General features: G+C 66.0%; 24 protein-coding genes. 10 read left to right on the top strand and 14 right to left on the bottom strand.

The window, feature by feature from the left end:
* Positions 1-43: 43 nt before the first annotated feature.
* Entirely contained in the window at positions 44-2,017 is a 1,974-nt protein-coding gene (locus ACQR1H_RS10865; protein ID WP_434907537.1) for a hypothetical protein, read from the bottom strand.
* Between the two features lie 1,217 nt (positions 2,018-3,234).
* Between ACQR1H_RS10865 and ACQR1H_RS10860 the strand changes: the two genes are divergently transcribed.
* Together ACQR1H_RS10860 and ACQR1H_RS10855 are read left to right on the top strand one after the other, a co-directional pair.
* On the top strand, positions 3,235-3,474 hold the full coding sequence (locus ACQR1H_RS10860; RefSeq protein ID WP_434882901.1) for a hypothetical protein: 240 nt from the start codon (positions 3,235-3,237) through the stop codon (positions 3,472-3,474).
* 40 nt (positions 3,475-3,514) lie between these two features.
* A complete protein-coding gene (locus ACQR1H_RS10855; protein WP_434882902.1) occupies positions 3,515-4,456 on the top strand; it encodes an HNH endonuclease in 942 nt (313 codons plus the stop codon).
* Positions 4,457-4,648: 192 nt separating this feature from the next.
* Here the strand turns inward: ACQR1H_RS10855 and ACQR1H_RS10850 are convergent, their stop codons facing one another.
* Complete coding sequence (locus ACQR1H_RS10850; protein ID WP_434882903.1) at positions 4,649-4,867, bottom strand: hypothetical protein; 219 nt, start codon at positions 4,865-4,867, stop codon at positions 4,649-4,651.
* A 206-nt stretch (positions 4,868-5,073) separates the two neighbouring features.
* Between ACQR1H_RS10850 and ACQR1H_RS10845 the strand changes: the two genes are divergently transcribed.
* Positions 5,074-5,934: a hypothetical protein gene (locus ACQR1H_RS10845; RefSeq protein WP_434882904.1), complete on the top strand. Its 861-nt coding sequence runs from the start codon at positions 5,074-5,076 to the stop codon at positions 5,932-5,934.
* A 117-nt stretch (positions 5,935-6,051) separates the two neighbouring features.
* Here ACQR1H_RS10845 and ACQR1H_RS10840 read toward each other — a convergent pair whose 3' ends face one another.
* On the bottom strand, positions 6,052-6,696 hold the full coding sequence (locus ACQR1H_RS10840; RefSeq protein ID WP_434907536.1) for a glutathione S-transferase family protein: 645 nt from the start codon (positions 6,694-6,696) through the stop codon (positions 6,052-6,054).
* A gap of 87 nt (positions 6,697-6,783) precedes the next feature.
* Between ACQR1H_RS10840 and ACQR1H_RS10835 the strand changes: the two genes are divergently transcribed.
* Positions 6,784-7,767 (top strand): helix-turn-helix transcriptional regulator, encoded by a 984-nt coding sequence (locus ACQR1H_RS10835; protein WP_434907535.1) that lies wholly within the window; start codon positions 6,784-6,786, stop codon positions 7,765-7,767.
* Positions 7,768-8,008: 241 nt separating this feature from the next.
* Here ACQR1H_RS10835 and ACQR1H_RS10830 read toward each other — a convergent pair whose 3' ends face one another.
* The 6 genes from ACQR1H_RS10830 to ACQR1H_RS10805 form a co-directional block, all read right to left on the bottom strand.
* A complete protein-coding gene (locus tag ACQR1H_RS10830; protein ID WP_434907553.1) occupies positions 8,009-8,506 on the bottom strand; it encodes a TPM domain-containing protein in 498 nt (165 codons plus the stop codon).
* 17 nt (positions 8,507-8,523) lie between these two features.
* A complete protein-coding gene (locus tag ACQR1H_RS10825) occupies positions 8,524-9,423 on the bottom strand; it encodes a TPM domain-containing protein (RefSeq protein WP_434907534.1) in 900 nt (299 codons plus the stop codon).
* Positions 9,424-9,439: 16 nt separating this feature from the next.
* Positions 9,440-10,051: a LemA family protein gene (locus ACQR1H_RS10820; RefSeq protein ID WP_434890368.1), complete on the bottom strand. Its 612-nt coding sequence runs from the start codon at positions 10,049-10,051 to the stop codon at positions 9,440-9,442.
* Positions 10,052-10,229: 178 nt separating this feature from the next.
* Entirely contained in the window at positions 10,230-11,243 is a 1,014-nt protein-coding gene (locus ACQR1H_RS10815) for an ABC transporter substrate-binding protein (RefSeq protein WP_434907533.1), read from the bottom strand.
* Positions 11,244-11,283: 40 nt separating this feature from the next.
* A complete protein-coding gene (locus ACQR1H_RS10810; protein WP_315804830.1) occupies positions 11,284-12,150 on the bottom strand; it encodes an ABC transporter permease in 867 nt (288 codons plus the stop codon).
* A 16-nt stretch (positions 12,151-12,166) separates the two neighbouring features.
* Positions 12,167-12,946 (bottom strand): ABC transporter ATP-binding protein, encoded by a 780-nt coding sequence (locus tag ACQR1H_RS10805; protein WP_316177392.1) that lies wholly within the window; start codon positions 12,944-12,946, stop codon positions 12,167-12,169.
* Between the two features lie 119 nt (positions 12,947-13,065).
* Between ACQR1H_RS10805 and ACQR1H_RS10800 the strand changes: the two genes are divergently transcribed.
* The 4 genes from ACQR1H_RS10800 to ACQR1H_RS10785 all read left to right on the top strand — a co-directional run bounded on the left by ACQR1H_RS10800 (position 13,066) and on the right by ACQR1H_RS10785 (position 17,424).
* Positions 13,066-13,731, top strand: coding sequence for a response regulator transcription factor (locus ACQR1H_RS10800; RefSeq protein WP_315713962.1), 666 nt, complete (start codon positions 13,066-13,068; stop codon positions 13,729-13,731).
* Positions 13,706-15,085 (top strand): sensor histidine kinase, encoded by a 1,380-nt coding sequence (locus ACQR1H_RS10795; RefSeq protein ID WP_434907532.1) that lies wholly within the window; start codon positions 13,706-13,708, stop codon positions 15,083-15,085. Before ACQR1H_RS10800 ends, ACQR1H_RS10795 begins: the two co-directional genes overlap by 26 nt.
* Positions 15,086-15,157: 72 nt before the next feature.
* On the top strand, positions 15,158-16,330 hold the full coding sequence (locus ACQR1H_RS10790) for a tetratricopeptide repeat protein (protein ID WP_315804827.1): 1,173 nt from the start codon (positions 15,158-15,160) through the stop codon (positions 16,328-16,330).
* Positions 16,331-16,338: 8 nt separating this feature from the next.
* A complete protein-coding gene (locus ACQR1H_RS10785) occupies positions 16,339-17,424 on the top strand; it encodes a tetratricopeptide repeat protein (RefSeq protein WP_434907531.1) in 1,086 nt (361 codons plus the stop codon).
* A gap of 86 nt (positions 17,425-17,510) precedes the next feature.
* On the opposite strand, the gene ACQR1H_RS10780 is transcribed toward ACQR1H_RS10785, so the two are convergent.
* The 3 genes from ACQR1H_RS10780 to ACQR1H_RS10770 all read right to left on the bottom strand — a co-directional run bounded on the left by ACQR1H_RS10780 (position 17,511) and on the right by ACQR1H_RS10770 (position 21,287).
* Positions 17,511-19,844 carry a xanthine dehydrogenase family protein molybdopterin-binding subunit gene (locus ACQR1H_RS10780; protein ID WP_434907530.1) on the bottom strand — a complete coding sequence of 778 codons (2,334 nt, stop codon included), beginning with the start codon at positions 19,842-19,844 and terminating at the stop codon, positions 17,511-17,513.
* A 216-nt stretch (positions 19,845-20,060) separates the two neighbouring features.
* Positions 20,061-20,936 carry a dihydrodipicolinate synthase family protein gene (locus ACQR1H_RS10775; RefSeq protein ID WP_434907529.1) on the bottom strand — a complete coding sequence of 292 codons (876 nt, stop codon included), beginning with the start codon at positions 20,934-20,936 and terminating at the stop codon, positions 20,061-20,063.
* 183 nt (positions 20,937-21,119) lie between these two features.
* Positions 21,120-21,287, bottom strand: a complete 168-nt coding sequence (locus tag ACQR1H_RS10770) for a hypothetical protein (protein ID WP_315804823.1) — start codon at positions 21,285-21,287, stop codon at positions 21,120-21,122.
* A gap of 129 nt (positions 21,288-21,416) precedes the next feature.
* Here ACQR1H_RS10770 and ACQR1H_RS10765 point away from each other — a divergent pair, with 129 nt between their 5' ends.
* Positions 21,417-22,481 (top strand): J domain-containing protein, encoded by a 1,065-nt coding sequence (locus ACQR1H_RS10765; RefSeq protein WP_315804822.1) that lies wholly within the window; start codon positions 21,417-21,419, stop codon positions 22,479-22,481.
* Between the two features lie 93 nt (positions 22,482-22,574).
* Positions 22,575-23,711, top strand: a complete 1,137-nt coding sequence (locus tag ACQR1H_RS10760) for a GGDEF domain-containing protein (RefSeq protein WP_316238115.1) — start codon at positions 22,575-22,577, stop codon at positions 23,709-23,711.
* A 16-nt stretch (positions 23,712-23,727) separates the two neighbouring features.
* On the opposite strand, the gene ACQR1H_RS10755 is transcribed toward ACQR1H_RS10760, so the two are convergent.
* Positions 23,728-24,657, bottom strand: coding sequence for a CobW family GTP-binding protein (locus ACQR1H_RS10755; RefSeq protein WP_434873327.1), 930 nt, complete (start codon positions 24,655-24,657; stop codon positions 23,728-23,730).
* Positions 24,654-26,147 carry an amidohydrolase family protein gene (locus tag ACQR1H_RS10750; RefSeq protein WP_434907528.1) on the bottom strand — a complete coding sequence of 498 codons (1,494 nt, stop codon included), beginning with the start codon at positions 26,145-26,147 and terminating at the stop codon, positions 24,654-24,656. The genes ACQR1H_RS10755 and ACQR1H_RS10750 overlap by 4 nt, the downstream gene beginning before the upstream one ends.
* Positions 26,148-26,168 lie beyond the last annotated feature (21 nt).

Raw genomic sequence — 26,168 nt, 5'->3', positions numbered from 1 at the left:
GTGAGGCGCCTCGTCAGATTCGTCTCCCAAAACACATGGTCGGTCAGCGCGAGACGACAAGCCCCTTGGTGGTGACGACCACCCAGCGGCCGTCCTGCTTGCGGATCGCGTCGACCTTGCCGAGGCCCGGCACGGGATCGCCGGCATAGACCTCGTAGAGGCCGCCGCGGCCCTCGATCAGCGCACCGCCACGACCGACGTCGCGCAGCACCCAGCCCTCGACGACCTTGGGCTTGGCGGCCTCCGCGCGGTTCGGCTCCGGACGAGCAGCGGCCTCCGCCCGCGCCGGCTCGGTCCGGCTCGCCTCTGCCCTTGCTGCCTCGGTCCTGGCTGCCTCGGCGCGGTTCGCCTCCTGGCGGCTCGCCACCCCCGCGGGCGGGGCCGCCGCATTGATCGCGCCCACCGCCTGCGGCACGGATGCCGCGCTATCACGTGACGCCGCCTGCTGCGATGTCGCGGAAGCCTGCGCGGCGCGCAGCCGGTCCACGGCCTCGCTCAGACGCTGCAGCTCGCTCGGCTTGGCCGACGATTTCGTCGACAGGTCACCCAGGATCTTCTCGAGCCGGTCGAGACGCTCGGCGGACTTGTTGAGCTCGACGAGGCTGGTCTGATTGGTCTGGTCGAGGCTCGCCTTCAGCGCGGCGACATCATTGTCGATCCGCGCCACCGTCGCGCCAAGCGTGGAATCCGCAGCCTCGCCGGCGGTCGCATCGGCCACGTCACCACCGCCGGAGCGCGTGACGAATTTGGCGGTGACCAGACCACCGGCAACGCCGCCGACGACCATCGACAGCAGCAGGATCGCGGCCATGGCCGGAAGGCCGAGCCTCCCGTTCGCGGCATGCGGCAGGGTCTGCGCCTGCGGAGGCGGCGACGCCCCAGCGGCGCGAGCTGCCGTCGCGGCGGCCGCCGGCTTGGGCGCCGCATCGACCTTGAACGGCTCGGTCTTGAACTTCGCCCTGGCCCAGGCTGCGGCCTTGTCGACGGCGGCAAGAGCACTCGCCTTGGTCAGCGGTCCGGCGGCCGCCTGGACCGGCGTGACCGGACGCGACGCGGACGCCTCTGGCTTGGCTGCCGATGCCGGCTTGGCAACGGGCTCCAGCTTGGCAACCGTCTCTGGTTTCGCCGCCGGCTCGGGCTTTGCGGCCGGCTCGGGCCGGATGACGGCTTCCGTCTTGGTGGCAGTCACGGGCTTGATCGGCGCATCCGGCTTGATGGGCGCGTCCGGCTTCGGCGAGGTCGCCGCCATCGGACCCACCTTCGGCGCATTGGCCGCGAGCGCCGACAGCTTCGGCGTCTCGACCTTGAGGAGCTCGCCGGCCGCCGCCGCCTTGATCGGCTCCGACTTGACCGGCTCGGTCCTGATCAGATCCAGGATCGTCGAGGGAGATTTCGCAGCACTCGGGATCGCTCCGGCTTCGACCTTGCCCGGCACCGTGCCCCTTGCCGCCTGCGACTTTGTCAGCTCGGGCTTGACCTTGTCGGACTTGCCCTTGTCGGATTTGACCAGGTCGAGCCGCGCAGGCTCGGGCTTGGCGCGCTCCAGCTTCACCGCCTCGATCTTGGCGGGCTCGATCTTCTCCGGCTCGGCCGTGACGGCTTCGCTCTTGGCCTGCTCGGGCTTGATCGTTCCGATCTCGGTGCCGGCCGTCATCCCGGTATTGATCGCAGAGCTGTTGATCGCTGGGCTGTTGAGCCCAGGGCTGTTGGGCGCAGACTTGGCGTCGGTCGTGGCGCCGTCCAATGCAACCGGTCCGGCCTTGGTGTCGAGCTGCGGCTCGGGCGCGGTCACCGCTTCCACGATTGCCACCTTGGGGTCGATGCCCGGACGATCAGCCGCCGGCGCTTCGTGATCCGGCGCGATCATGGGCGGGGCCACCGCGGCGATCGTGGGCACGGCCGGATCGACTGCGTCCGGGGAGGCGGATGTCGTCAGGGCCGGGTCGACGCTCGCAGGGGCCGCGCCAGTCGTACCGGCCACGCCAAGGCTGGCCCGTTCGGGCTTTTGGTCGCTCACGTTCAGAGTCTCCGCATGACGTTGAGCACTTGGTAACCTTAGTTAGCGTTCGATTGATTGCCAAAATCTTACTTTTGCAGGGCTTACCTGAGTTTTAGGGATTCATACCGGGCGGATTTGCGCCGACAAAGTGGAGCAGATGTGGCGGGCGGTGCCCGAATATTCAGCTCTGGGGGCCCCATCCGGCAGCAGCACGCACGATTGGCACGCGGCGCAGCGTGGTCGACGCGGAGTCAAACAGAGCCGCTCTCGCGGCGCGATTGCACCCGAGCTTTGACCATCATTCCCTCCGCATCGGTCGGAGGGCGCAGGGAAGGCCGGGTGCCGACTGGCACCCGTGGCCCCCGTGCGGAAAGATTGCACGGGGCAGGAACCACAGGTTCAGCCGGAGCGACCCGGCCTTCCCTGCGCGATGGCGTTACGGCTGCTTCGTAGTCTCCCCGGTGCGCCGGGCTTTCTGGTCACCGTCATCCGCACGAGGCGAAGCCTGCATGCGAACTTGGCATCGGCATCGGGATGCCAGGACCCTACGACTTGACCGTCCGTACCGCGCTTGCTCGCCGGCCCGCTTGCGCAAAGCCCCAAGCCCGATACGGCCACCGCTCCCCGCTGCTACGCCTCGTGACGATCGGCCGAAACGTCCCTCTTCATCGCAGGCGGGATGGCCGGGATCATCGTCGTGATTTGCCCGACGCGACAAGTCGGCAAGCGTGCGACAAACTGGCTCGACGGGCAGTTGGCGCATGACGGGATTGCGGGAATTGCCCGTCGGGCTGCGTGGGAATGAAAGGTGGTTGTACGTTCATTCCGTCTTGTGCAGCGTTACTGTAATTTCCCCGTAATCTCCATTGTCTGTCAGCTTTGCTCTGGGGACTCTAACTCTTGGGCACGCCGCAGGCGAATTCCCGGCGGCTGCAGCGCCAGTTCGATCACGCTGCGTCGATGTTATCCGAAACTGCACAGGTTCTTTAGTTCTCCACAGGATGCGCCTGTGAATAGCTGGGATAATGTCTACGATTTACGGTTGCCGACGGGGAAGCATGTTCCACTAGCTCTGACGATTCGGGGAGGACCGCCAGCTTGCGACTGGCGGCCCCGAATTGCCCGCGCAATCCAGCCGGACTGCGGGCCAGTTGCTGGTGTTCACAGCACCAGCATTACATTCGGTCATCACCGACAGGTCAAGTCCGGCATTGTCTCAGTCGAGAGAATGTCGAATGGCTAGCTACAAGTACGGCAACTATCTTGCACAATCCACGCACGACGCTTTTGATCAGGACCATGGGCCGGGAGAAGCGGCCCCTTTCGCCGGCATATACCGGTGCATGGGCTGTCATCGCGAGATCGGCATTGCATCGGGACACATCCTCCCGCCACAAGGTCATCACGCGCACACTGCGGAGCAAGGATCGATCCGCTGGCGCTTGATCGTCTACGCGGACCACAATCCAAAGTGAGCATCAGAAAAGGAAGTCCGACGAAAGTCGGACTTCCACCTTGTCGAAAGCATCAGCGACTGCCTCAGCAATGTCACACGGCCACACCCGAATTCCGACACGCGGCTTCTGCATCTACTGCCGCAGAAACGACGTTCGTTTAACCGATGAGCACGTCGTTCCCCTCGCACTCGGCGGCCAGCACATTCTCGAAGGAGCGAGCTGTGACGGCTGTGCCGATATTACCAAGATATTCGAGCAGGACGTCGCTCGCGAATTATGGGGTTCGCCGCGCAACAGCTACAACGCTCCGAGCCGGCGCAAGAAGGAGCGGCCCAGCCATATCATTCTGGCCGATCCTGAGCGGCCCGAGCGTACTGTCAAGGTACCTTACAGCGAGTACCCGGCTGCTATGGTCTTCTACAAAATGGGCAAAGCCGGATTGCTCGAAGGGCTTCCCGAACACGTCGATGTCTCTTCGGTCTGGAAACTGGTTGCCATCTCCGACCAGGAAAAGGCGAATGTCTTCATCGCAAAGTACGGCATGAAAGTACCATCTCGCTTCCGGCATGTGCCAAAGAGCTTCGCCCGCATGCTGGCGAAGATCGGCTATTGCCACCTCTTGACTGAGTTGGAACCCGGAACGTTTCGGCCGATCTGCTTGCCTTACATTCTGGGTACCAAGCCCAATGCGTCCTTTGTTGTCGGAGGCACCCTCGACGACGCGCCTCCCGATACTGTCGGTTACCGGCTGGCTACGGCTGCCTTCGGATCGCTAGAGAGATTAATGCTCGTCGCTGAAATTCGACTCTTCTCAAATAACCAGACACCAACCTATCACGTCGTGGTCGGGGACGTGAGCGGCCGTGAGCAAGTCCTGGCGGTTCTATCCCGGATTGGGCCGTTTAAGCATATAGGCGAAACATCCAGCAGCGCCGCTATCAGCAAAGAAGACCACTGGTCTCCTCGCGTGTGGCCGTTACCGTTTTGGTATGCAGATTGACATAACAGAGAAGGCGCCGGCTCTGGTCGCATGTGTTCGCCGCATCACCCGACTAGGGCAAGATCACCACGACGACCTAGTTCAAGTATAAATTCCGTATCTCGAATCTTGATGGCGCGGGCGGCAATCCGGTCTTCTTCGGAATTACGAATTACGGAATTGCGGCGCGTCGACATGATCAGTCGGCCTTTTTCAGTCTGCCTTGGTGCGGCGAAACTCTTCGCCGAGCGAATGCCAGATGTGGGAATAGAGTCGTCCGAACTCGGCCGTTTCGCGCAACCCGACGGCATCCCGGGGCCGGGAGAACGAGACCTCGAAATCATCCTTCAGCCGGCCGGGGCGCGCCGATAGCAGGATGATGCGGCTCGCGAGCGTCAGCGCCCCGCCGAGGTCTTGCGCGACGAACAGCACCGTGTGCCGCTTACGTTCCCAGATCCTCGAGCAGCGTCTTGTGCATCTCCAGCTTAGTGGGTATCGAGCGCGCCGATTCGGAATTCTGCTGCGCTCTCCCGTCATTTTAAATGAACGCTCTGGTTGCTTTCGTAGACTAATACCCTGTGTTCGGGCTATTTTTGTTCGGGCTATTTTTCATTTTCAGCATTTCAAGGGGAGCGCTCATGCGAAAGCTCATTTCTTCGATCGGATTTTTGTGCGCCGCACTTTTGATCCTTGCCTCGTCAGACGCGCACGCGCAGGCGACGCGGACCTGGGTGTCCGGCGTCGGCGACGACGTCAACCCGTGCAGCCGCACGGCGCCCTGCAAGACCTTCGCCGGCGCGATTTCGAAGACCGCAGCCGGCGGTGAGATCGACGTGCTCGATCCCGGCGGCTACGGCGCCGTCACGATCACCAAGTCGATCACCATCGACGGCGGGGGGACCATGGCCTCGGTCCTGGCGTCGGCGACCAACGGCATCAACGTGAATGCCGGCGCCAACGACGTCATCATCCTGCGCAATCTGAGCATCAACGGCGCCGGCACGACCCTCGGCCTCAACGGCGTCAATTTCCTCGCCGGCCGGAAGCTCGTCATCGAGAACTGTACCGTCGAGAACTTCTCGCAAAGCGCAATCTCGGTCACGCCGTCCGGCGCCGCGCAGGTGGTGATCGCGGACTCCTCGCTCAAGGCGTCCGCGTTCGGCGTCACGGTCTCGACCGCGAATTCGAGCAGCGCGATCAGCGTGCTCGTCTCGAACACGAGGACCATCGAAAATGGCAATGCCGGAATATCCGCCACGGTCCCGGCCGGCAAGCCGGGGATGGGCGTGTTTCTCGATCGGCTGACCTCCGAGTTCAACAACACCGGCGTTCTGGCAAGCGGCAACGGCGCCATCGTGACGTTGGGAAATTCCGTCATCCAGGGCAATTCCAACGGCGTCGTCCAGACCGGCGGCGGCTCCGTCTCGTCCTTCAAGAACAACGCGATCAGCAACAACGGCGTCGATGGCACGCCGCTCACGGGGATCAGCCTGAACTAGCGAGGCCGTTGCGGGCAGCCCGGCATCTGGCGACCGGGGCCTGGCGGACATCATGCAATCACATCAGCGAGGTCCTGTTGCCGGCGAGACCTCGCTCGATTGCCTCGATGCTGGCGCTCAGACGCCGGCGGCGGCCGCGTGCTGGGCCGCCATCTCGGCATCCGCAGCGGTGACGCGCTGGAGCGCCGGCCGCTGGGTGATGCGCTGGGCGTAGCGCACGAACACCTCCTTGCGCGGCACCACGCCGAACATCATGGTCCAGTTGAAGGCGACGCCCCACAGCACGTCGGCGGCGGTCATGCGCTCGCCGAGCAAATACGGCCCCTTGGCGAGCTGCTGCTCCAGCGCACCCAGCATCGTGTCGTAATCGGCATAGGGCGACTGCGTGACCGGCGCGGGCTCGCGCTTCATGAAATGGTCGATCACGGCCGGCTCGAACGACGCGCCGTAATAGGCGATCCAGCGCAAATAGGGCCCGCGCAGGGCATCGTCGACCGCCGGCGTCAGCCCCGCCTGGGGAAACAGATCGGCGAGATAGATGAAGATCGCGACCTGCTCGGTCACGATCTGGCCGCGATGTCCGATCGTCGGCACCTTGCCGAGCGGATTGACGGCCAGGAATTCCGGCTTGCGCTGCTCGCCCGCCTTCATATTGAGGACATGCAGATCGTAGGGCGCGCCCAGCTCCTCGAGCAGGATGCGCGCGCCCGCGGCGCGGGTCTGCGGCGAGTAATACAGCGTGATCTTGTCGTCGGTGGTCATGATGGTCTCCTCCCATTGCCGGCTGCGGTGGCGGGCTTGTCGCACACCATACCTGACAAGGCGTGTCAGGTATGTTTAAACAACGTCATGCGCGCGAGCCGGCTGCTCTCCATCCTCACCACCTTGCAGGCCAAGGGACAGGTCACGGCGCCCGAACTCGCAGCCGCCTGCGAGGTCTCGGTGCGCACGATCTACCGCGACATCGACGCGCTCGCCGCGGCGGGGATCCCCGTCTATGCCGAGCGCGGCGCCGAAGGCGGGTTCCGCCTGCTCGACGGCTATCGCGTGCGGCTGAACGGGCTGTCCCCGGCCGAGACCGATGCGCTGTTCATGGCGGGCCTGCCCGGCCCCGCCGCAGCCCTCGGGCTCGACGACGCGATGAGCGCGGCGCAGACCAAGCTGGTGGCAGCGCTGCCGCAGAGCCTGCGCGCCAATGCCGGCCGCATGCAGGCGCGGTTCCATCTCGACGCGCCTGGCTGGTTCGGCGAGTCCGAGGAGCCGCCGCATCTGCGCGTCATTGCCGACGCCCTGCTCCGCGACGTCATGGTCGACGTCCGCTATCAGACCTGGCGCGCCGAGAAGCGCCGCCACGTCGCGCCGCTCGGCCTCGTGCTGAAGGGCGGCAATTGGTATCTCGCAGGAGGGGTCGAGCGCAGCGTGCGCACCTATCGCGTCGCGCGCATCCTTGACTGCACGGTGACGAACGAGAGTTTCGCGCGGCCCGCCGATTTCGACCTTGCCGCCTATTGGCGCGCCGCGACGGAGCGGCTGGAGGCGGAGCTGCATCCGAAGACGGCCACGGTGCGCCTGTCACCGCTCGGTGTGAAACTGCTGGAAGTGTGGAGCCAGCCTTACGTACGTGCCCGCACCCGCCTCGCCGACGAAGCAGATGCGGACGGCTGGCGCATCGCGACGATCCCGACGGGGACGACGCTGTGGCACGCCGCGGGCGAGCTGCTGCGGTTCGGCCCGGAGGCCGAGGTGATCGATCCGCCAGAGCTGCGCGCGAAGATGACCGAGCTGGCGCAGGCGATGACGAAGCGCTACGGCGCGGCTGAGACGAAGGTGTGAGTTGCCGACAAAGACTCTGTCCGCTTGTCATTCCGGGGCGGCGCGCAGCGACCAGCCCGGAATCCATAATCCCGAACGGTGATGGGACGAAGATGAGCGCCACGGCGATCTCGCGCCCCACGATGTTTCGAGGCTATGGATTCCGGGCTCGCGCGTGCCGCGCGCCCCGGAATGACGTGGTGAGAGCATGCGATTTCTGACGCGCATCTGGCGTGAGCAAGAGCGTGGGAACTGAGGTGGACTACATCACCACCGGCGCGTCGGGCAGTTCGTTCGTCTCGCCGGCATGCGGCGGATAGTGCTTGGCGAGCTCGCGCGACACTGCGGCGACGCCCTCGATCACGCCCTGTTCGAAACGCCCCGCGCGGAACTGCGCCTCCATCGCCCGGCAGATCGTCTCCCAGCCTTCCGCGCCGACGCGATCGTGGATACCGCGGTCGGCGATGATCTCGACGTCGCGGTCGGCCAGGAGCAGGTAGATCAGGACGCCGTTGTTATCAGCGGTGTCCCAGATGCGCAGTTGCGAGAACACGTCGAGCGCCCGCTCGCGCGGCGACTGGTTGCGCCATAGCGGCCGGCCGTCGAGCGCGCCCTCGACGACGAAGCGAAGCTGGCCGGCATGGGTGCGCTCGCCGTCCCTGATCGCCTGCTCGATCCGGGCCAGCACCTCCGGCGTGAAGATGCGCTTGAGCTGCCAGTGATGCTGCAGGAGATGCCGGCCGATCCGCCTGATGCCCATCGTCACGCGCCCCGTCCTCACCAGCTGCCCGAGGCGCCGCCGCCGCCGAAACTGCCGCCGCCGCCGGAGAAGCTGCCGCTGTCGCTCGAGCTGCCGCTGCTCCAGCCCGATGACGACGAGCCGCTCGACCAGCCGCCACCGCGGCGGCCGCTGCCAGGCGTCATCGCGCCGAAGGCGTCGGCAACGAAGGCGATGACGAAGCCGGCGATCGCCGACAGGGCCGCCAGCCCAACCGATCCCACCACCAGCCAGGCGAGCACGCCCATGGCGCCGCCGGTCGCCAGCGAGCCGATCAGGCGGCCGAGCAGCGTCCGCAGGAAACCGCCGATCACCAGCGCGCCGAACAGCGCCACCGGCGCGAACGAGCTGATGGAATCGAAGTCCAAGTCGTCGCCATGGGAGGCCTGCGGCTGCGGCACCGGCAAGGTCTCGCCGTTGATGACGCCGATGATGCGGTCGACGCCGGCGTCGATGCCGCCGGCGAAATCGCCGGTGCGGAATTTCGGCGTGATGACCTCGTCGATGATGCGCCGCGCGGTGACATCGGTCAGGCTGCCTTCGAGGCCGTAGCCGACCTCGATGCGCAGCTTGCGGTCGTTCTTGGCGATCACCAGCAGCGCGCCGTCGTCGATCTTCCTGCGCCCGATCTTCCAGGCCTCGGCGACGCGGATCGAGAACTGCTCGATCGTCTCCGGCTGCGTGGTCGGCACGATCAGTACGGCGACCTGGCTGCCCTTGCGGGTTTCGAGGTCCTTCAGCTTCTGCGTGAGGCCGGCGATATCCGACGAGGACAGCGTGCCGGTCTGGTCGACGACGCGCCCAGTGAGCTGCGGCACCGCAACATCGGCCAGCACGATCGTCGCGAGGCAGACGAACAGCGTCGCAAGCAGCGCCTTGACGAGCGGCAGCGCGCGCACGGGTCCTTAGCTCCGGCTATTTCGACGGCGCAGGCGATGGCGCGTTGAAGTCGACCTTCGGCGCTACCGAGATCTCGCGCTCGTTCTCGACGGTGAAGTTCGCCTTCTCCTTGTAGCCGAACACCATCGCGGTCAGGTTGTTCGGGAAGGTGCGGATGCCGACATTATACTCCTGCACCGCCTTGATGTAGCGGTTGCGCGCCACCGTGATGCGGTTCTCGGTGCCTTCGAGCTGGGACATCAGGTCGCGGAACAATGCGTCCGACTTGAGCTGCGGATAATTCTCGGTGACGACCAGGAGCCGCGACAGCGCGCTGGTCAGCTCGCTCTGGGCCGCCTGGAATTTCTGCAGCGCGGCGGGATCGTTGACCACATCGGGCGTGGCCTGGACGCTGCCGACCTTGGCGCGGGCGTTGGTGACGCCGAGCAGCACGTCCTTCTCCTGCTGGGCGAAGCCCTTCACGCTGTTGACCAGGTTGGGCACCAGATCCGCGCGGCGCTGATACTGGTTGACCACCTCCGACCAGGCCGCCTTCACCTGCTCGTCATTGGTCTGGATGGCGTTATAGCCGCAATTGGTCAGGCTCAGCGTCATCAGAGCCGCGAGCACGGTCAGAATTTTCCGCATGATACGTCCCCCTGGTACCCCGATCGTCCCCCGTCACAGCATAGCATGGACGGAGACGCAATGACGACGATGGCCGCCGGGCACATCTCTCGGCGGCCATCACATCTCGGCGGAAAACGCACGGCTTCTGCGGAAAGTTCCCGGGCCTGCGAAAGGTCGCAGGCCACCGCGGCCTCGCTCAGCTGCCCTTGCGGTCGCGCAGCTGGGTCACGAACATGTCCTGCCAGCTCGCCGGCTTGACCTTGATCGAGCCGACGCCGTGCATGAAGTCGGCGATCTTCAGCACGCCCTCGGGCGTCGCGGAGAACCAAGTGTCCTTGTCCTGCAGCATCTCCAGCACGTCCTCCTTGGTGGTCTTCACCTTGGCGGTGCGGGCGTAGATCTCGGCCGCGGCAGCCTTGTCGTTGGCGATCAGCGTGCAGGCCTCGTCGAGCGCGTCGAGGAACGCCTGCACGACCTTGGGATTGGCGTCGACGAAGCGCTTGGGCGCGAACACCACGTCCATCGTCATCCGTCCGAGCACGTCGGCGGAATTGGCAACGCGGCGGATCTTCGAATCCTTCAGCTCGATGTAGGAGAACGGCGGGGAGGTGAAATGCGCCGTGATCTCGGTCTTGCCCGAGGTGAGCGCCGCCAGCGCCTCCGGATGCGGCAGGCCGACGGTCATCGGATCGAGCTTGGCGTAGTTCTCCTTGCCGAACTCCTGCGCTGCCATCATCTGCAGCATGACCGCCGACAGCGAGGTCTTGATGCCCGGCAGGGCGATCTTGTCGCTCGGCTTGAAATCCTTCAGCGACTTGATCTCGGGATTGTTGGTGTTCATCCACAGCGAGGTGGAGCTGAGGCCGCTGACGCCGACCACCTCCACCGCCGGAATGCCCTTGGCTTTGGCCCACAAGGTGATGAAGCCGGGCGCACCGGTGCCAGCGATGTCGAGCGAGCCGGCCATCATCGCGTCGTTGATGATGTTGCCGCCGTCGAGCATCTGCCAGTTCACCTTGAACGGACCGAGCCCGGCCTTCTCCGCCTGCTTCTCCATCAGCTTCTGATCTTCCATCACGATCAGCGGCAGATAGAGGATGCCGTAGCCCTTGGAGAGCCTGATCTCCTTGACCTCGGCCTGCGCGGCGGTGGCGCCGAGCAGCGCGGCGAGGCCGAGCGCGGCGGCCGTGAATGATTTGCTCCAGGACATGGTCGTCTCCTTCCTTGCTGTTGTGCTTATAACTCGAAATTCAGTGCTGCATGCCCCAGCGCCGCACCGTCTTGCGCTCGATGGTGGCGAACACGACGTTCTCGACGACGAGGCCGATGAAGATCACGGTGAACAGCCCGGCGAACACGTTCGCCGTCTCCAGCTGGTTGCGGTTCTCGAAGATGAACCAGCCGAGCCCGCCCGAGCCGGAGGACACGCCGAACACCAGCTCGGCCGCGATCAGGGTGCGCCAGGCGAAGGCCCAGCCGACCTTCAGGCCGGTGAGGATGGCCGGAAAGGCCGCGGGGATCAGGATGAAGCGCACCAGCTTCAGCCCGCGCAGGCCGTAGTTCAGGCCGACCATGCGCAAGGTGTTCGACACCGAGCGGAAGCCGGAATGGGTGTTGAGCGCGATCGCCCACAGCACCGAATGCACCAGCACGAAGATGATGCTGCCCTTGCCGAGGCCGAACCAGATCAGCGCCAGCGGCAGCAATGCGATCGCCGGCAGCGGGTTGAACATCGAGGTCAGCGCCTCCAGCATGTCGGCGCCGATCCGCGAGCCGATCGCGATCGTGGTCAGCACGGCCGCCAGCGCGATGCCGATGCCGTAGCCGATCAAGAGCGTCTCCAGCGACACCAGGGTGCGCGCAGGGATGATACCGTTGCCGATGTTCTCGAAGAAGGCTGAGAGCGTGTCGGTGAAGGTCGGAAACAACAGGGGATTGCCGAGCCACAGGCCATAGGCCTGCCACAGCGCGGCGAGCGCCATCAGGATGATGGCCTTGCGGACCGCACCGATGCGGTAGATGCGTTCCAGCCAGGACAGGCTCGCCTCGACCTTGACGTCACCGAGGGGCGTGTCTGCATTGACGATTTCGGGGCGCAGCGCCAGCGTCTCGCTCATGGATGCTCTCCTCGTCTCAGTGATGGCCGAACAGCATGTCGTTGATGCGCCCTTCGAGCGCGACCTGCTCCGGCGAGCCCATCGTGCCCGGCGGCACGCTGTTGAGCTCGGCGCGGACGCGGCCGGGATGCGGCGACAGCAGCAGGATGCGCGAGCCGATCTTGATCGCCTCCTCGATCGAATGCGTCACGAACAACACGGTGAAGCGGGTGTCCTGCCAGAGCTGCAAGAGCTCGTCCTGCATCTTGCGCCGGGTCAGCGCGTCCAAGGCGGCGAACGGCTCGTCCATCAACAGCACGTCGGGCTCCATCGCCATGCCCCTGGCGATCGCGACACGCTGCTTCATGCCGCCGGAGAGCATGTGCGGATAGGAGTCGATGAACTTGGTGAGACCGACCTTGTCGATATAGGACTTCGCCCGCTCGTTGGCCTCGGCCGTGCCGAGCCGGCCGCTGGCGGTCAGCGCGAATACGACGTTCTCGCGCACCGTCTTCCACGGCAGCAGCTGGTCGAACTCCTGGAATACCATCATGCGGTCCGGCCCGGGCTCGCTGACGTCGTGACCCTTGAGCCGGATGCGGCCCTCGGTCGGCTTCAGGTAGCCGCCGATCGCCTTCAGAAGCGTGGATTTGCCGCAGCCGGAAGGGCCGAGCAGCACGAAGCGGTCGGCATCGAACACCTTGAAATCGACGCGGTAGGTCGCCGTGACCAGGGTGTCCGGCGTCTTGTACTGGAGCGTCACGCCCTCGACCGAGAGCAGCGGCTCGAACTGAGATGGCGATTGATGGACGGTCATCGTCCTCCCCTCCTCTATATTGCAGTGCGAAATTTCGCCTGGTGCACTTCGGCGCCCTTATTCGAAGTGATAGAGGAGGAGACTGACGCGAACCTGACTCCGAGGCGGACAACGAGACCTTGCGCATCCTGCTGGTGGAAGACACGCCCGAGATCGGCGCCGCCGTGACCAGCCGGTTCGAGCGGATCGGCTATGCCGTCGACTGGGAGAAGGACGGCCGCACCGCGAGCGAGCTGATCGAGGTGCAGACCTATGACCTCATCGTGCTCGACGTGATGCTGCCGAACATGGACGGCTTTGCCGTGCTCAAGCATCTGCGCAAGCGCGGCCTGCGCACGCCGGTGCTCGTGCTGACGGCGCGCTCGGCAGTCGACGACCGGATCGGGGCGCTCGATCTCGGCGCCGACGACTACCTGATCAAGCCGTTCGATTATCGCGAGCTCGAAGCGCGTGCCCGTGCGCTGCTCCGGCGTGCGGCCGGCCAGTCCGACAATCTGCTGACCCTCGGGCCGCTGGTGATCGACCGCGCCGGGCGCACCGCCAGCGTCGCCGGCCAACCGCTGGACCTGACGCGGCGCGAGCTGACCGTGCTGGAAATCCTCGCCGCACGCCCCGGACGCTACGTCGCCAAGGAGGAGCTGGTCGAGCAGCTCTTCAGCTTCGACCAGGACCCGAGCCCGAACGCGGTCGAGCAGTTCGTCGCACGTCTCAGGCGCAAGCTGGCGGCGACGTCAGTCGAAATCAAGACCGAGCGCGGCCTTGGCTATCAGCTCCACGCTTCGTGACCTCAGGACCTCGCTGCGCGCGCGGCTGCTGATCGCGATCGGCGCGATCCTGGCCGTGGGCGCCGTCGTGCTCAGCCTCGCCGCCTGGCAATATGCCGCGACCGCCGCGCGCGACGCCTATGACAAGCTGCTCGCCGGCGGCGCCGTGCAGATCGCCGAGAACATCTACATGCAGGGCGGCGTCGTGACGCTGGATCCGCCGGCGGCAGCGTTCGCGACATTGTCGGCCTATGACCTCGTGTTCTATCGCGTCACCGACCCGCGCGGCGTCGTCATCGCCGGCTATGACGACCTCGCCGTCACCGTGCCCGCCAGGGCGCTGCGCGAGGGCGTGGTGCTGCGCGACGGTGTCTATCGCGACCAGGCCGTGCGCATCGCCGCGGTGGCGCGCAAGCTCGACGGCGCGCCCGGCGATGGCTGGAGCCAGATCGTGCTGGCGCAGACCCTGCGCGCCCGCGACGCGCTGACCTGGGATCTTGCCTCGAAGGCGATCGGCCTGATCGCGGCGATGAGCCTGCTGGCGCTGGTCGCGACCGCGCTGTGCCTGCGGCTGGTGTTCGCGCCGCTGACGCGGATCGAGGCCGAGATCGTCAAGCGGCGTCCCGATGATCTCAGCCCGATCGCGATCACGCCGCCGCGCGAGGTGCGCGCGCTGGTCGGCGCCATCGACGGCTTCATGCAGCGCCTCGCCGAGCGCATCGCGCTGATGCAGCGCTTCATCGCCGACGCCACGCACCAGCTGCGCACGCCGCTCGCGGCCATCGACGCCGAGGTCGAGCTGCTGAGCGATCAGACCAAGGACCCGAAGGCGCTCGACCGGCTGCGCGGCCGCATCGCCGACCTCGCCCGTCTCACCAGCCAGTTGCTCGATCACGCCATGATCCAGCACCGCGCCCAGGCGCCGCGCTTCGCGGCGACCGATATCAATGCGCTGGCGAAATCGGTGCTGTCGCAAAGCGTGCCGCTGACGCTGGATCGGGAGGTCTCGGTCAGCTTCGTGGCGTCGGAGGAGAACGCGGTGGTCGCCGCCGACGCCATCAGCCTGCGCGAGGCGCTTGCCAACCTCATCCACAACGCGCTGGCGCATGGCGCAAGGACGCGGCTGATGGTGAGGGTGGAGCGAACGGCGGCGCATGTCGCGATCGTCGTCTGGGATGATGGGCCGGGGATCGCCGAGGAGGCGCAGACCGGACTGCTGGCGCCGTTTCAGAAGGGCGACGGCTCGCATGGATCGGGGCTTGGGCTTGCGATCGCCAAGGACGTCGCGGAGGCCCACGGCGGAAACCTGCGGTTTGCGGGCAGCGCGGGCGACTTCAGCGTGATCCTGGAACTACCACCCCAGCCCCATGGCTAAACCTTTAGTTGTTTCATTACACGCCCGTTCTGAAATCAACGGTATGTCGTTCCCAGCATCAGGGGAACCACCATGGTACGGCTTGCCGTTCTAGGAATTGTTGCAGCGGCCAGTCTCTCATGCACCGCACCGGCAACCGCCGCGGATCAGGACGGCGAATGCGCGAAGTCCCTGCTCAGGACCTCCCCCGAGATCGTCATTGCGGCCTGCTCCCGAATCCTTGCCGAGCCCAACACATCCTCGGCCGAGCGTGGCCGCGCCCTCTCGGTTCGAGGCTCGGGCTACTATCACACGAAGCGGTGGGACTTTGCAGCGAAGGATTACGATGCCGCTATCGCGCTGATGCCGACCGATGAAGAACTGCTGCTGTCCCGCGCGACGACGGCGTCCCGTCTCGGCGATCTCACACTGAGCCACTCACTCATCGAGAAGGTCCTGACGCTCAATCCGTCCAATCCGAATGCGATCTGGCGCGTCGGCGCCTCCTATGCAGACGCCGGCGACGACCGCTCCGCGATCCGCTATTATGACATGGCCTTGGCGATCGCGCCGAGAAACCAGTATGCGCTGCTGCTCAGCAGCGACAGTCATCAGCGTTTGCGCCGCTTCGACGAAGCGCTGAAGACCGCTGACGCGCTGGTTGCGCTCGGTCCCGACGAGATCAATCTGCAGCCCTATTTCGACGGCTATGGTAACCGGCTCGACTTCTACATCGTCGCTCTGAAGAACCGCGCGCGCATTTACTGGACAGTCGGCCAGTTTGACCGTGCAGAGCAGGACTTGAACGCTGCCGTAACCTATCGACGGATTCCCCTGTCGCTCACGGCACGGGGCCACTTGCTCACCTACAGACCCGGACGAGAGCAGGAGGCGTTTGCCGACCTGCAGGAAGCCAAATCGCTCGGGTCCGAGCAATATGAGACCTTCTTCGACCTCGGGCTCATCCACGCCAAGCGTCAGCAATTCCGCGAGGCGATCGCCGAATTCGATCGTGCCGCGGCGATTGATCCGCCATCCGGCGAGGCGTTCCGCATGCGTGCACTGATGCATCGGGAACTCGACGAGACCGATCTGGCGTTCGACGACATGGTGCTGGCCGTGAGCATCGAAGAGTCGGTGCTCAAGCGGACCGTTCTGGCGCTGCGCACCGCCGGCTATTGGCGCTCGAACCAGGCGCCTGACGAACTGACGCCCGACTTCAAGGACGCGATCCGCGCCTGCATGCTCGACAAGCTCTGCAAGTGAGTCCTCCGATGACATCCCTCATTCGCTCCGCCATCCCGCTCATCCTGATCGCCGGGCTGCTGGGCACGCCCTCTCTCGCCGAAGACATGCTTGGAACGGCGGGCCCGATCCGCTCCTTCGGCTTCGGAACATGCAAGCTGCCCTATCCGGCGAGAGCCCGCGGCGAATGTGATCCGCCGGAAGTTTCAGCAACACTGCCGGCGGATGTCCGTTCGCCGCAGCGCGTCGTTCGCGCGCGTCAGCTCACCGAGATCGCCAGGCTGCCGCAGGCGATCGCCGAGCTTGATACCGCCATTACCGAGCAGCCCGGCAACGTGCCGGCGCTGCTGCTCCGCGCCCGCCTAAGGATACCCGCCCAGCTGACCGAGGCCACGCGCGACGTGAAGGCGGCGCTGCAGGCCGCCCCTGAGAATGCCGACGCGCTGGCGACCATGGCCTTCATCCTCATCGGTCAGGACGATCAGGCCGCGCTTCAGTTGGCCACCGACGCCCTCGTCCGCAACCCGCCATCGGTCGATGCGCTCTGGATCCGGGCCATCCTTGCAAACCGAAGCGGCCGGCCGGAGCAGTCGGAGGCGGATCTCGATCGGGCCATCGCAATCGAGCCCGACGATCGGCGAAGCCGCATGACACGCGCCGAGATCAGGCTGCAGACCGGCAAGGCGGCTGGCGCCAAGGAGGATCTCGATGCGATCCTCGCGGCGGGGTCTGATCTCCAGGCGCTGCAGATGCGGGCGACGATACTGGCCGGGCTGGGAGACGACAGCGCAGCGCTTGCCGACCTGAACAAGGTTCTCGGTCCGCCCGGACAGCGGGTGCTTCCCGGCCCGGCCCGACCCGACCTCGTCAACATGTTCGTGCAGCGCGCCTTGATCCTCACCCGCACCGGACGAGAGCCGGATGCCAGGCAGGACCTCGAAACCATCGTCGCGCTGGGCGGCAATCGCGCGATCCTGCAGATGCAGGTCTACCTGCGGGGTCATGGCTTTCCGGACCTCGCTCTGAACGGCAAACGGTCCGACCAGCTCGACGACGCGCTGCGCGCCTGCTTCATCAACAGTGCATGTGGCCGCGGCATCGCCATCCGCGGGTAGCATCTCGTCTGCGGTGGCCTGACCGCCGCATCCTCAATGCCGGCAAGCGGCAGACGGATGCGGCGGTCTGAGAAGCGAAGTTATGCTTACGCCGCCGCCTTCTTGGCCTTCGCATCCCGGATCGCCGCCCATACCTTCTCAGGCGTCAGCGGGGTCTGCAGATTGGTGATGCCCAGCTCGAACAGTGCGTCCATCACGCCATTGGTGACGCAGGGCGGGCCGCCGATGGCGCCGGATTCGCCGCAGCCCTTGGCGCCCAGCGGGTTGGTCTTGCAGGGCGCGGAATCATCGAGCGTGACGGCGATCGGCGGCACGTCGTCGGCGCGCGGAATGCAGTAGTCCTGATAGGTCGCGGTCAGGAGTTGGCCATCGGCATCGTAGGCGACGTTCTCGTACAGCGCCTGGCCGATGCCCTGGGCGACGCCGCCATGGATCTGGCCGGCCACCAGCATCGGATTGACGGCAACGCCGACGTCGTCGACGGTGGTGTAGCGCACGACACGGCTGATGCCGGTCTCCGGATCGATCTCGACCTCGCAGATATGGGTGCCGTTCGGCCAGCTCGGACCGTCGACCTCGCCCTCGCTGTCGACCGACAGCTTGGCGCCCTGCTCCTTCTGCGCGATTTCGAACAGGCTGATGCGGCGGTCGGTGCCGACGACGGTGAGGACGCCGTCGCGATACTCGATGTCCTCGACCGCGGTCTCCAAGAGGTTCGACGCCTTCTCGCGCGCCTTGCTGATGAGATCGTTGGAGGATACCGCCACCGCGGTGCCGCCGACGAACAGCGAGCGCGAGCCGACGCTGCCGAAGCCGGTGGCGAGATCGGTGTCGCCCTGGACGACATCGATCTTGTCGAGCGGGATCCCCAGCGTGTCGGAGATCATCTGGGTGTAGGTGGTCTGCAATCCCTGCCCCATCGCCATGGTGCCGGAGTGCAGGATGACGCGACCCTCGGAGGTCGCGTGCAGCGACACCTTCTCGGTGTGGGCGCGGCCGCCGGTCCATTCGATGTAGGAGGTGAGGCCGCGGCCGTAGAGCATGCCGCGCTTCTTCGCTTCGCGCTTGCGCGCATTGAAGCCGTCCCAGTCCGCAAGCTTGGACGCGCGCTCCAGCATGTGGGCGAAGGCGCCGGAATCATAGACCTGGCCGACGGCGTTGGTGTAGGGCAGTTGCGCCGGCTTGATGTAGTTGGCCTTGCGGATCGCGCGCGGATCGATCCCGATCTGGCGCGCGGCCGTGTCGAACAGGCGCTCCACGATGAACACCGCCTCGGGACGCCCGGCGCCGCGATAGGCACCGACCGGTGCGGTATGCGTCATCACGGTCTTCACCTCGAAATGCACCAGCGGCAGGTCATAGACACCGGTCTGCACGAACGGCCCGAGCACCAGTGGAATGATGTTGGCCGCACCCGATGAATAGGCGCCGGTGGCGCCGATCGAGCGCACGCGATAGGCCAGCACCTTGCCCTTGGCGTCCAAAGCGAACTCGGCGGTCGAGGTGAGGTCGCGGCCATGCGTGCCGCCGACGAACTCGTCGGTGCGCTCGGCGCGCCAGCGGATCTTCTTGCCGAGCTTGGTCGCGGCATAGGCGACGATGCCGTCCTCAGGATAGAGGTTGGTCTTCTGGCCGAAGCCGCCGCCGATGTCGCCGACCAGCACGCGCACACTTTCCTTCGGCCGCTTCAGCACGGCTTCCGCCAGCACGTCACGGGTCGAGGCCGGCGTCTGCGACTGCACGTACAGCAGCAGCCGGCCGGTCTTCTTCTCGATCTCGGCAATGGTCGAGCGCGGCTCCATCGCCGAGGGCACCAGGCGCTGGCTGGCAATGTCGAGCGACACCTTGTGCGCGGCGCTGGAGAAGGCCTCTTCCACCTTGGCGGCATCGCCATAGCTCATCGCGGCAACGATATTGTCCGGCGCCTCGGCCCAGACGACGGGCGCACCCGGCTCGAGCGCCTTCACCGGATCGGTCACCGCCGGCAGCACCTCGTAGTCGACGGCGATCGCTTCCGCCGCTTCCTGCGCGATCGTGCGCGACGCCGCGACCACGGCCGCGACCGCCTCGCCGGTGAAGCGGACGACCTCATGGGCGAGCAGGCGGCGCGGCGGCACCGTCATCGGCTTGCCGTCGGGACGCTTGAAGATCGCCAATGTCGGAATGGTGCCGACATCGTCGGCGACGAGGTCCGCACCGGTGTAGATCGCCTGCACGCCCGCGATCTCGCGGGCGGCGGCGGTGTCGATCGACAGGATCCTGGCATGCGCATGCGGGGAGCGCAGCACGTAGAGCCACAGCGCGCCGTCCTCCGCCTTGTCGTCGATGAACTGCCCCTTCCCGGTCAGCAGCCGCTGGTCCTCCAGACGCTTGACGGGCTGCCCCGCACCAAACCGCATATTGTTGGGAAGAATGTTCATTCGGGAATCCTTGGTCAGTTCAATGTAATTGCATGGGGTTTTAGCGGATCGATGTTCCGCTGGCCAAGCCATGATTGTGCTGGTGCGTCATACCGCACTGTCATGCCCGGGCTTGGCCCGCCTGCGCAGCCGAAACCGCTTCGGCCCAGCGAAGGCCCGGGCATCCACAATCCCGTTTCCGTTTGGGATGGATGGCCGGGTCAAGCCCGACCAGCGTCACGCCAGGCTGCGCAGCACCTCTTCGACGACCTTGCGCTGCTCGGGCGAGAGCGGGGCCTGCGGCGGCACGGGATCGCCGACGTCGTACCCCTGGATCGACAGGCCGGCCTTGATGCATGCCGCGAGGTTGAAGCGGGCGAAGGCCTCGTTGACGCGCCACAGCTTCTTCTGCAGCAGCATCGCATCGTCCCAGCAGGTCGCCCTGCAGAGATTGTAGAGTTCGACGCTCTGGCGCGGAATGATGCAGGCCGGCCCGGCCATCCAGCCCTTGCCGCCGATCAGCATCACCGCCGCCGGAATGTGCGAGGACGCCGCGAACACCTTGATGGCGTCGCCGCAGCGATTGATGATCGACAACAGCCGGCCGGTGTTGGTGGACGCGTCCTTGATGTAGTTGATGCGCGGATGCTCGGCGAGATCAGCGATGACGTCGAGCGACAGGTCGGAACGCTGGAACTGGGGATTGGTGTAGATGACGACGGGAATGTCGACGGCATCGGCAATCGCCCGGAAGTACGCCTTGATACCGGCGTCGTTGACCGGGAAGTAGGCTTCGAGCACGGCCAGGATGCCGGTTGCGCCGCGCTTCTGGTAAGCCTTGGCCTGCGCCACCGCGTCAGCGATCGCAGTCGAGGCCACGCCTGCGATCACGGGAACGCGGCCCTGGGCGGCATCGATGGTTGTCTCCACGACGGTCATGCGCTGGGCACGATCGAGATAGGCGAACTCGCCGGTGGAGCCGAGCGGCGTCAGGCCGTGCACACCGGCAAGGATCAAATCGTCGCAAAGACGCCCCAGCACCTCCGTCCGGATCGTTCCATCCGCGCCGATCGGCGAGGCCAGATAGGGGAAGACACCATGAAATTCAGTCATGCAGCGGGTATAGCGGCCGGGCCGCCGCCTCCGCAAGCACGCGCATGATCGCGGGCAGCCCCCTCGGCACTGAGTGCTTCCAGCGACGCGTCCGTCCGGGCGTAACCTGGCTCGCGCGGGAGGGTGCAACGGTGTCACACTGCTGCAGCAATCGCATGTTGTCGCTCACAACTGACCTGCCGATCAGTTCGCGTTAAACCCAGCTTCAAACTTCTTCTTCACCATGGAGGAAGGTCCGGCGGCAGAGGCGATGAGAAAGCAGCGATTCAATCTGCGATTGCGCGCACCATGACGAGGAAGGGCGAACGCGGTGGCGTCAAACACGGCAAAAATGGCTACGAACTTCGCCATTTTCAGTCATTTTTCCGCCGGATTGACCAACCATCATGCCAAGCGGAAACAGTTAGTACGAGTGCTCCAGCGTAAATTCGCCGTAGGAATTTCGATCGGAGACGAGGGAAGCCTGCAGCGAGAACGGCGATGAAGACGCTTTACGATTTACTCGGAGCTCTTCCGGACGATGACGCTGACGATATCCGGGCGGCCTTCCGCAAAGCGGTCAAAGAGAGCCACCCCGACGTCAATCCCGGCGATCCGGACGCCGCGCTGCGGTTTCGACAGATCATCCGCGCCAACGACATTCTCGGCGACAAGGAGCAGCGCACGGCCTATGACCGGCTGCTCGGCGCCGCGCAGGACGAGCATCGGCAGGATTCCAAGCTCGCGGTCGTCGCCAGGGTTCACACGGTCGCGTCCGGCGTGATGGCGCTGGCCGGGGCGTCCGCCTTGGCGCTGACGGGCTACCTGCTGTTCACGCACATGTCCTCGGCGTCCGTCGCGCCGCTCGAGCCGATCGTGGTTGCCACCAACAAGGTGAAGCCGAACGAGGTTCCCGCCAAGCCGATCGATGGCCCCACCGATGCGGCGACGGCCGTCGACGCGGCCGCAGGCAACGAGGCGGCTGCCGGCACAACGGTCGGAAACGCATCGGGCAGCAACAACGCGGCGTCCACCGAGCCACTGCCGCTGCGGGCCAGCAAGGTCGACGTGGTCTATTCGGCCGAGCAGGATCGCGCGCCCTGTGCGGCAGGCGCCACCGCACCATGCGGAGCAGATGCCATGCTCGCCGGGGGTACGGCCTCGAACGAGGCCCAGGCCCATCACGATCGCGGCATGGCCGCGTTCCAGAAAGGCGATTTCGCGGCGGCGCTGGCCGATCTCGACGCGGCGATCCAGCTCGATCCCCGCTACCATGAGGCCTATATCGACCGCGGCATCGTGTTCTATCGCATGCGCAAATTCGACCGGGCCTTTGCCGACGTCGCGGCCGCAAAGCGCATCGAGAAGACGAACCGCGCCGTGCTCGACGCGATGGCGAAGCGTCAGCCGCTGCGGCCGCTGAAGCTCGACCCGCCAAAATCCGACATCAAGGCGGAAACGCCGAGGGCAGAGGCGCCGAAAATGGCGGCGGCGGCGCCGATGCCCTCGCGGATGTCGACGGCGACGCCGGTCTATCCAACCAGCGACCCCAGCCGCGCGCCCTGAGCGATTGACGAAGATTTAAGGTAACTCCGAACCTTCGTCGCGCGAATCGTTCGCGCCCATCAACTGTTAGGAAAGGTGTCCCATGGTGGTCCCATGGGACATGGGCTGCTTTCCAGATTCATCCATCCGAACCCGGCGATCCGGCGCGAGCTCGTCGATCTGCTGTACACGTCTCTGCCGCAGGTCATGTCGATCAACGCGGCCGCCATCACCGGCTCGGTCACGCTTGCGGTCCTGCACGGCGATCCCGGCTACATCGCGATCTCATTCGCGATCATCGTCAACGCCATCGGTCGCGTGGTCAGCCTGCTGCGCTACAAACAATATGCGGGACGCCTGTCCGATCGCGACGTGATCCTGTGGGAGAAGGTGTACGCCGCGGGCGCCGCCGCCTTCGGCCTTGCGCTCGGCGCTCTCACCTTCCGCGCGTTCCAGCTCAACGATGCTCCGGGCGCATGGATCGCCTTCGGCCTGTCGATGTCCTATTGCGTCGGCATGGTGTCGCGCGCGGCGATCCGCCCGTGGGTCGTGCTGACGACAACCGCCGTGCTGCTCGCCCCGACGCTCGTCGCCGGGTTGATGCGCCCGGAGCTGCCCTATCAGCTCGGGGCCGTCCTGCTGGTGCTGTTCTGGTTCTCGATCCGCGAAGCCTCGCGCCATCTCAGCACCGCGTTCATCGAGCGGCTCGAGGCCAAGCACGCGCTGGCCCGCCAGGCCAACCATGATTTCCTGACCGACCTGCCCAACCGGGCGGCCTTCCTGGCTGCGCTTGAACGCACGACCGGGACTGTCGCGATCGTTGCCATCGATCTCGATGGCTTCAAGCCCGTCAACGACCGCCACGGCCACCACGCCGGCGACGACCTGCTGCGTCAGGTCGCAGCCCGGCTGTCGAGCTGTGTCGGCCGGGGCGGTCTCGCCGCGCGCTTCGGCGGCGATGAGTTCATGCTGCTGAAGCCGGTGGCGAGCGGCGCGGACGGACGCGACGAGGCGCTGGCGCTCGCGCGCGAGGCGGTCCGCTCGCTGTCGATGCCGTTCCTGCTGTCCGACATTCCCGTGGTGATCGGCGCCAGCGCCGGCCTGCTGGTGAACGACCGGCCGCTCACGGACGAGTCCATGGACGAGGTTCTGCGCCAGGTCGACAGCGCACTCTACGCCGCCAAGCGCGCCGGGGGCGGCTGCTGCACCTGGGCCGAAGCTGCGGACGGCGCGTTGCGGCAGGCGGGCTGACGCGCGGCCTTCGATCTCAGGCGAGGATCATCTCGCGCAGCAGCGCGTCGATCTCCCCGGCGTCGAGCTCACCTTCGCGTCCGATCAGCACGAGCTGCGCCGTGAGGCCATCGGCGGGCGACACCGGCGACGGCGCCAAGGTGCCACGCGTCGCCACCGACTGAAACAGGATCGGCTGTCCCGGATGGTCGGTGAACAGCAGGATGCCCTTGATGCGCAGGGTGCGCGGCGCGAGCTTTCCGATCACCTGCTGGAAGCGGGCCAGCGACAGCGGAGCACGGGAGGTCCAGGTGAGGGTTGCGAAAGGTTGCGACATCGTCGGCACCTGCTTGGGTAGCTCTCGCGGCGCGCGAATGTCGCGGCTGAACAGCAGGTCCGGCGCGACGACGCCATGCGATATCTCGAAGATCGCCGATTGCGGCTTGATGCCGCCGACGACGCCGCGGACCGCATCGAGCGCGGCGCGGTCGAGCAGATCGGCCTTGGTCAGCAGCACGAAATCGGCGGCGCGCAGTTGCGAGCGCCACAGCGCGTCCTGCTCGATCCCGGGATCATCGCGCAGCCGCTGCGGATCGACCAGCGTGACCACGGTCTCCAGCGGCGCGACCCTGAAGATCACGGGATCCATCAGGCTGCGGATGATCTCGGCGGGATCGGAGATGCCCGATGTTTCGATCACGATCGCATCGGGTGCCGGATCGCGCTTGATGACGGAGGACAGCGTGCGCAGCAGGTCGCCCTGCAGCGAGCAGCAGATGCAGCCGTTCTTGAGGCTGATCACTCCTTCCGTGACAGTGCCGAGCAATTGCGCGTCGATGTCGACCGCGCCGAAGTCGTTGACAACGGCGGCGATGCGCCGCCCGCCCGGATTGGCGAGCAGATGATTGAGCAGGGTCGTCTTGCCGGCGCCGAGCGAGCCGGCAACCAGCAGGACCGGGACGTTCATGACAGGACAGGACGGCGCACGGCCTGTCCCGGCCTGACGTCGCGAACGAGCTCGCCACTGGCGATGACCGCGCGGCCATTGACAAGCAGATGCCTCACGCCCTCGGACGGCCGGTTCATGTTGAGGAAGTCGGCGCGGTCACGCAGGCCCACGAGATCGAGCACCGCGATGTCGGCGTCGCAGCCGGCCTGCAGCCGTCCCTTCTTGCGCATCGCGGGCGTCGACGGTTCCAGAATCCGGGCCGGAATCAGCGTGCACTTGGCGAGGCCCTCCATCAGCGGCACCGCCTTGCGGTCCAGCACCCATTCGCGCAGGAATTTGGTGAACGTCGCCGATGAGCGCGGATGCGACACCGCGTCATCTGGCAGCGGCCAAGCGTCGCCGGTGTAATCGGTGCCGTTGGACAGGATCCACGGCATTGCATCGGAAGCGATGGCGCCGCCCGGAAACAGCACGGAGACGTCGAGCAGGTCGCGGTGGCGCTGGTTGACGGCGACATCGAGGAAATGGATCAGCACCAATGCGCCAGGATCGTCCTGCTGCCGCGCGAGCAATTCGTCGCGGCTGCCGAGCCGGTGGCGCTCGGCCACCATCTCGATCGCGTCATAGCCGGTGCCCATGCGCTGGCAGAACGCGGGGTCGGCGAAGAAGCCGGCGCCAACCACGGTCGAGCCGGTGCCGTAGGGATAGGCTTCGGTCGTGACCTTCAGGCCCTGCTTCTGCGCGGTCTGCACCAGCTCGGCGCAGCGCTCGACATCCTGCAGGCTCGTGCTGTTGAAATGGCAGATGTGCATGTGGGCGCGGGTCGAGCCGGCCAGCCCGATCAGCCGCGTGTAGGCATCGACCGAGCTGCGCGGATCGACGTTCGACATGTAGGCGATGTGCGTATAGGTCGGCACGTCGTGCCTGGCCGCCAGGCTGCACAGCTCCGACAGCTCCTTCATGCCGGTGCCGGGCGCGTAGGCATTCGGGAAGGCGATGCCGAGACCGCCCTGCTCCAGACCCTGCCGGGTGCGCTCGACGATCTCGGCGGTCTCGGCCGCGGTCGCGACCTCCTCGACCCATCGCTTGTCGCGCATCGCCTCGCCCATGCCGGCGATGTTGGACGCGGTCTGCTGGGTCGTCATCGTCGCGATGCGCGCGAACACCCAGCCCGACGCTGCGCCGTAATTCAGAAGGCGGCCGATCGCCGCCTGCTCGTCATACCAGCGCGCCACCGGCATCACGCCGATCTCGAGCTCGAGCGTCGTGGTGACGCCGTCGAACGCCTGCATGCGGTCCGCCGGCAGCGACTGGCCGTGGGCGTGCAGATCGATGAAGCCGGGTACGACGGCGAGGCCGGCCGCATCGACCACCTGATCGGCAGCCCCGCCGACATCGCCCACGGCAGCAATTGCGCCATCCTTGATGGCGACATCGGCCGTGGCGTCGAGCTTCGTTTCCGGGTCGAGCACGCGACCGCCGCGAATGATCAGATCGTAGTGAGGCATGAAATCAGCTGGGCTCGCGAA

This window comes from Bradyrhizobium sp. HKCCYLRH2015 (genome assembly GCF_051168215.1).
Classification (GTDB): domain Bacteria; phylum Pseudomonadota; class Alphaproteobacteria; order Rhizobiales; family Xanthobacteraceae; genus Bradyrhizobium.
This window is presented reverse-complemented; position numbering and strand designations above follow the sequence as displayed.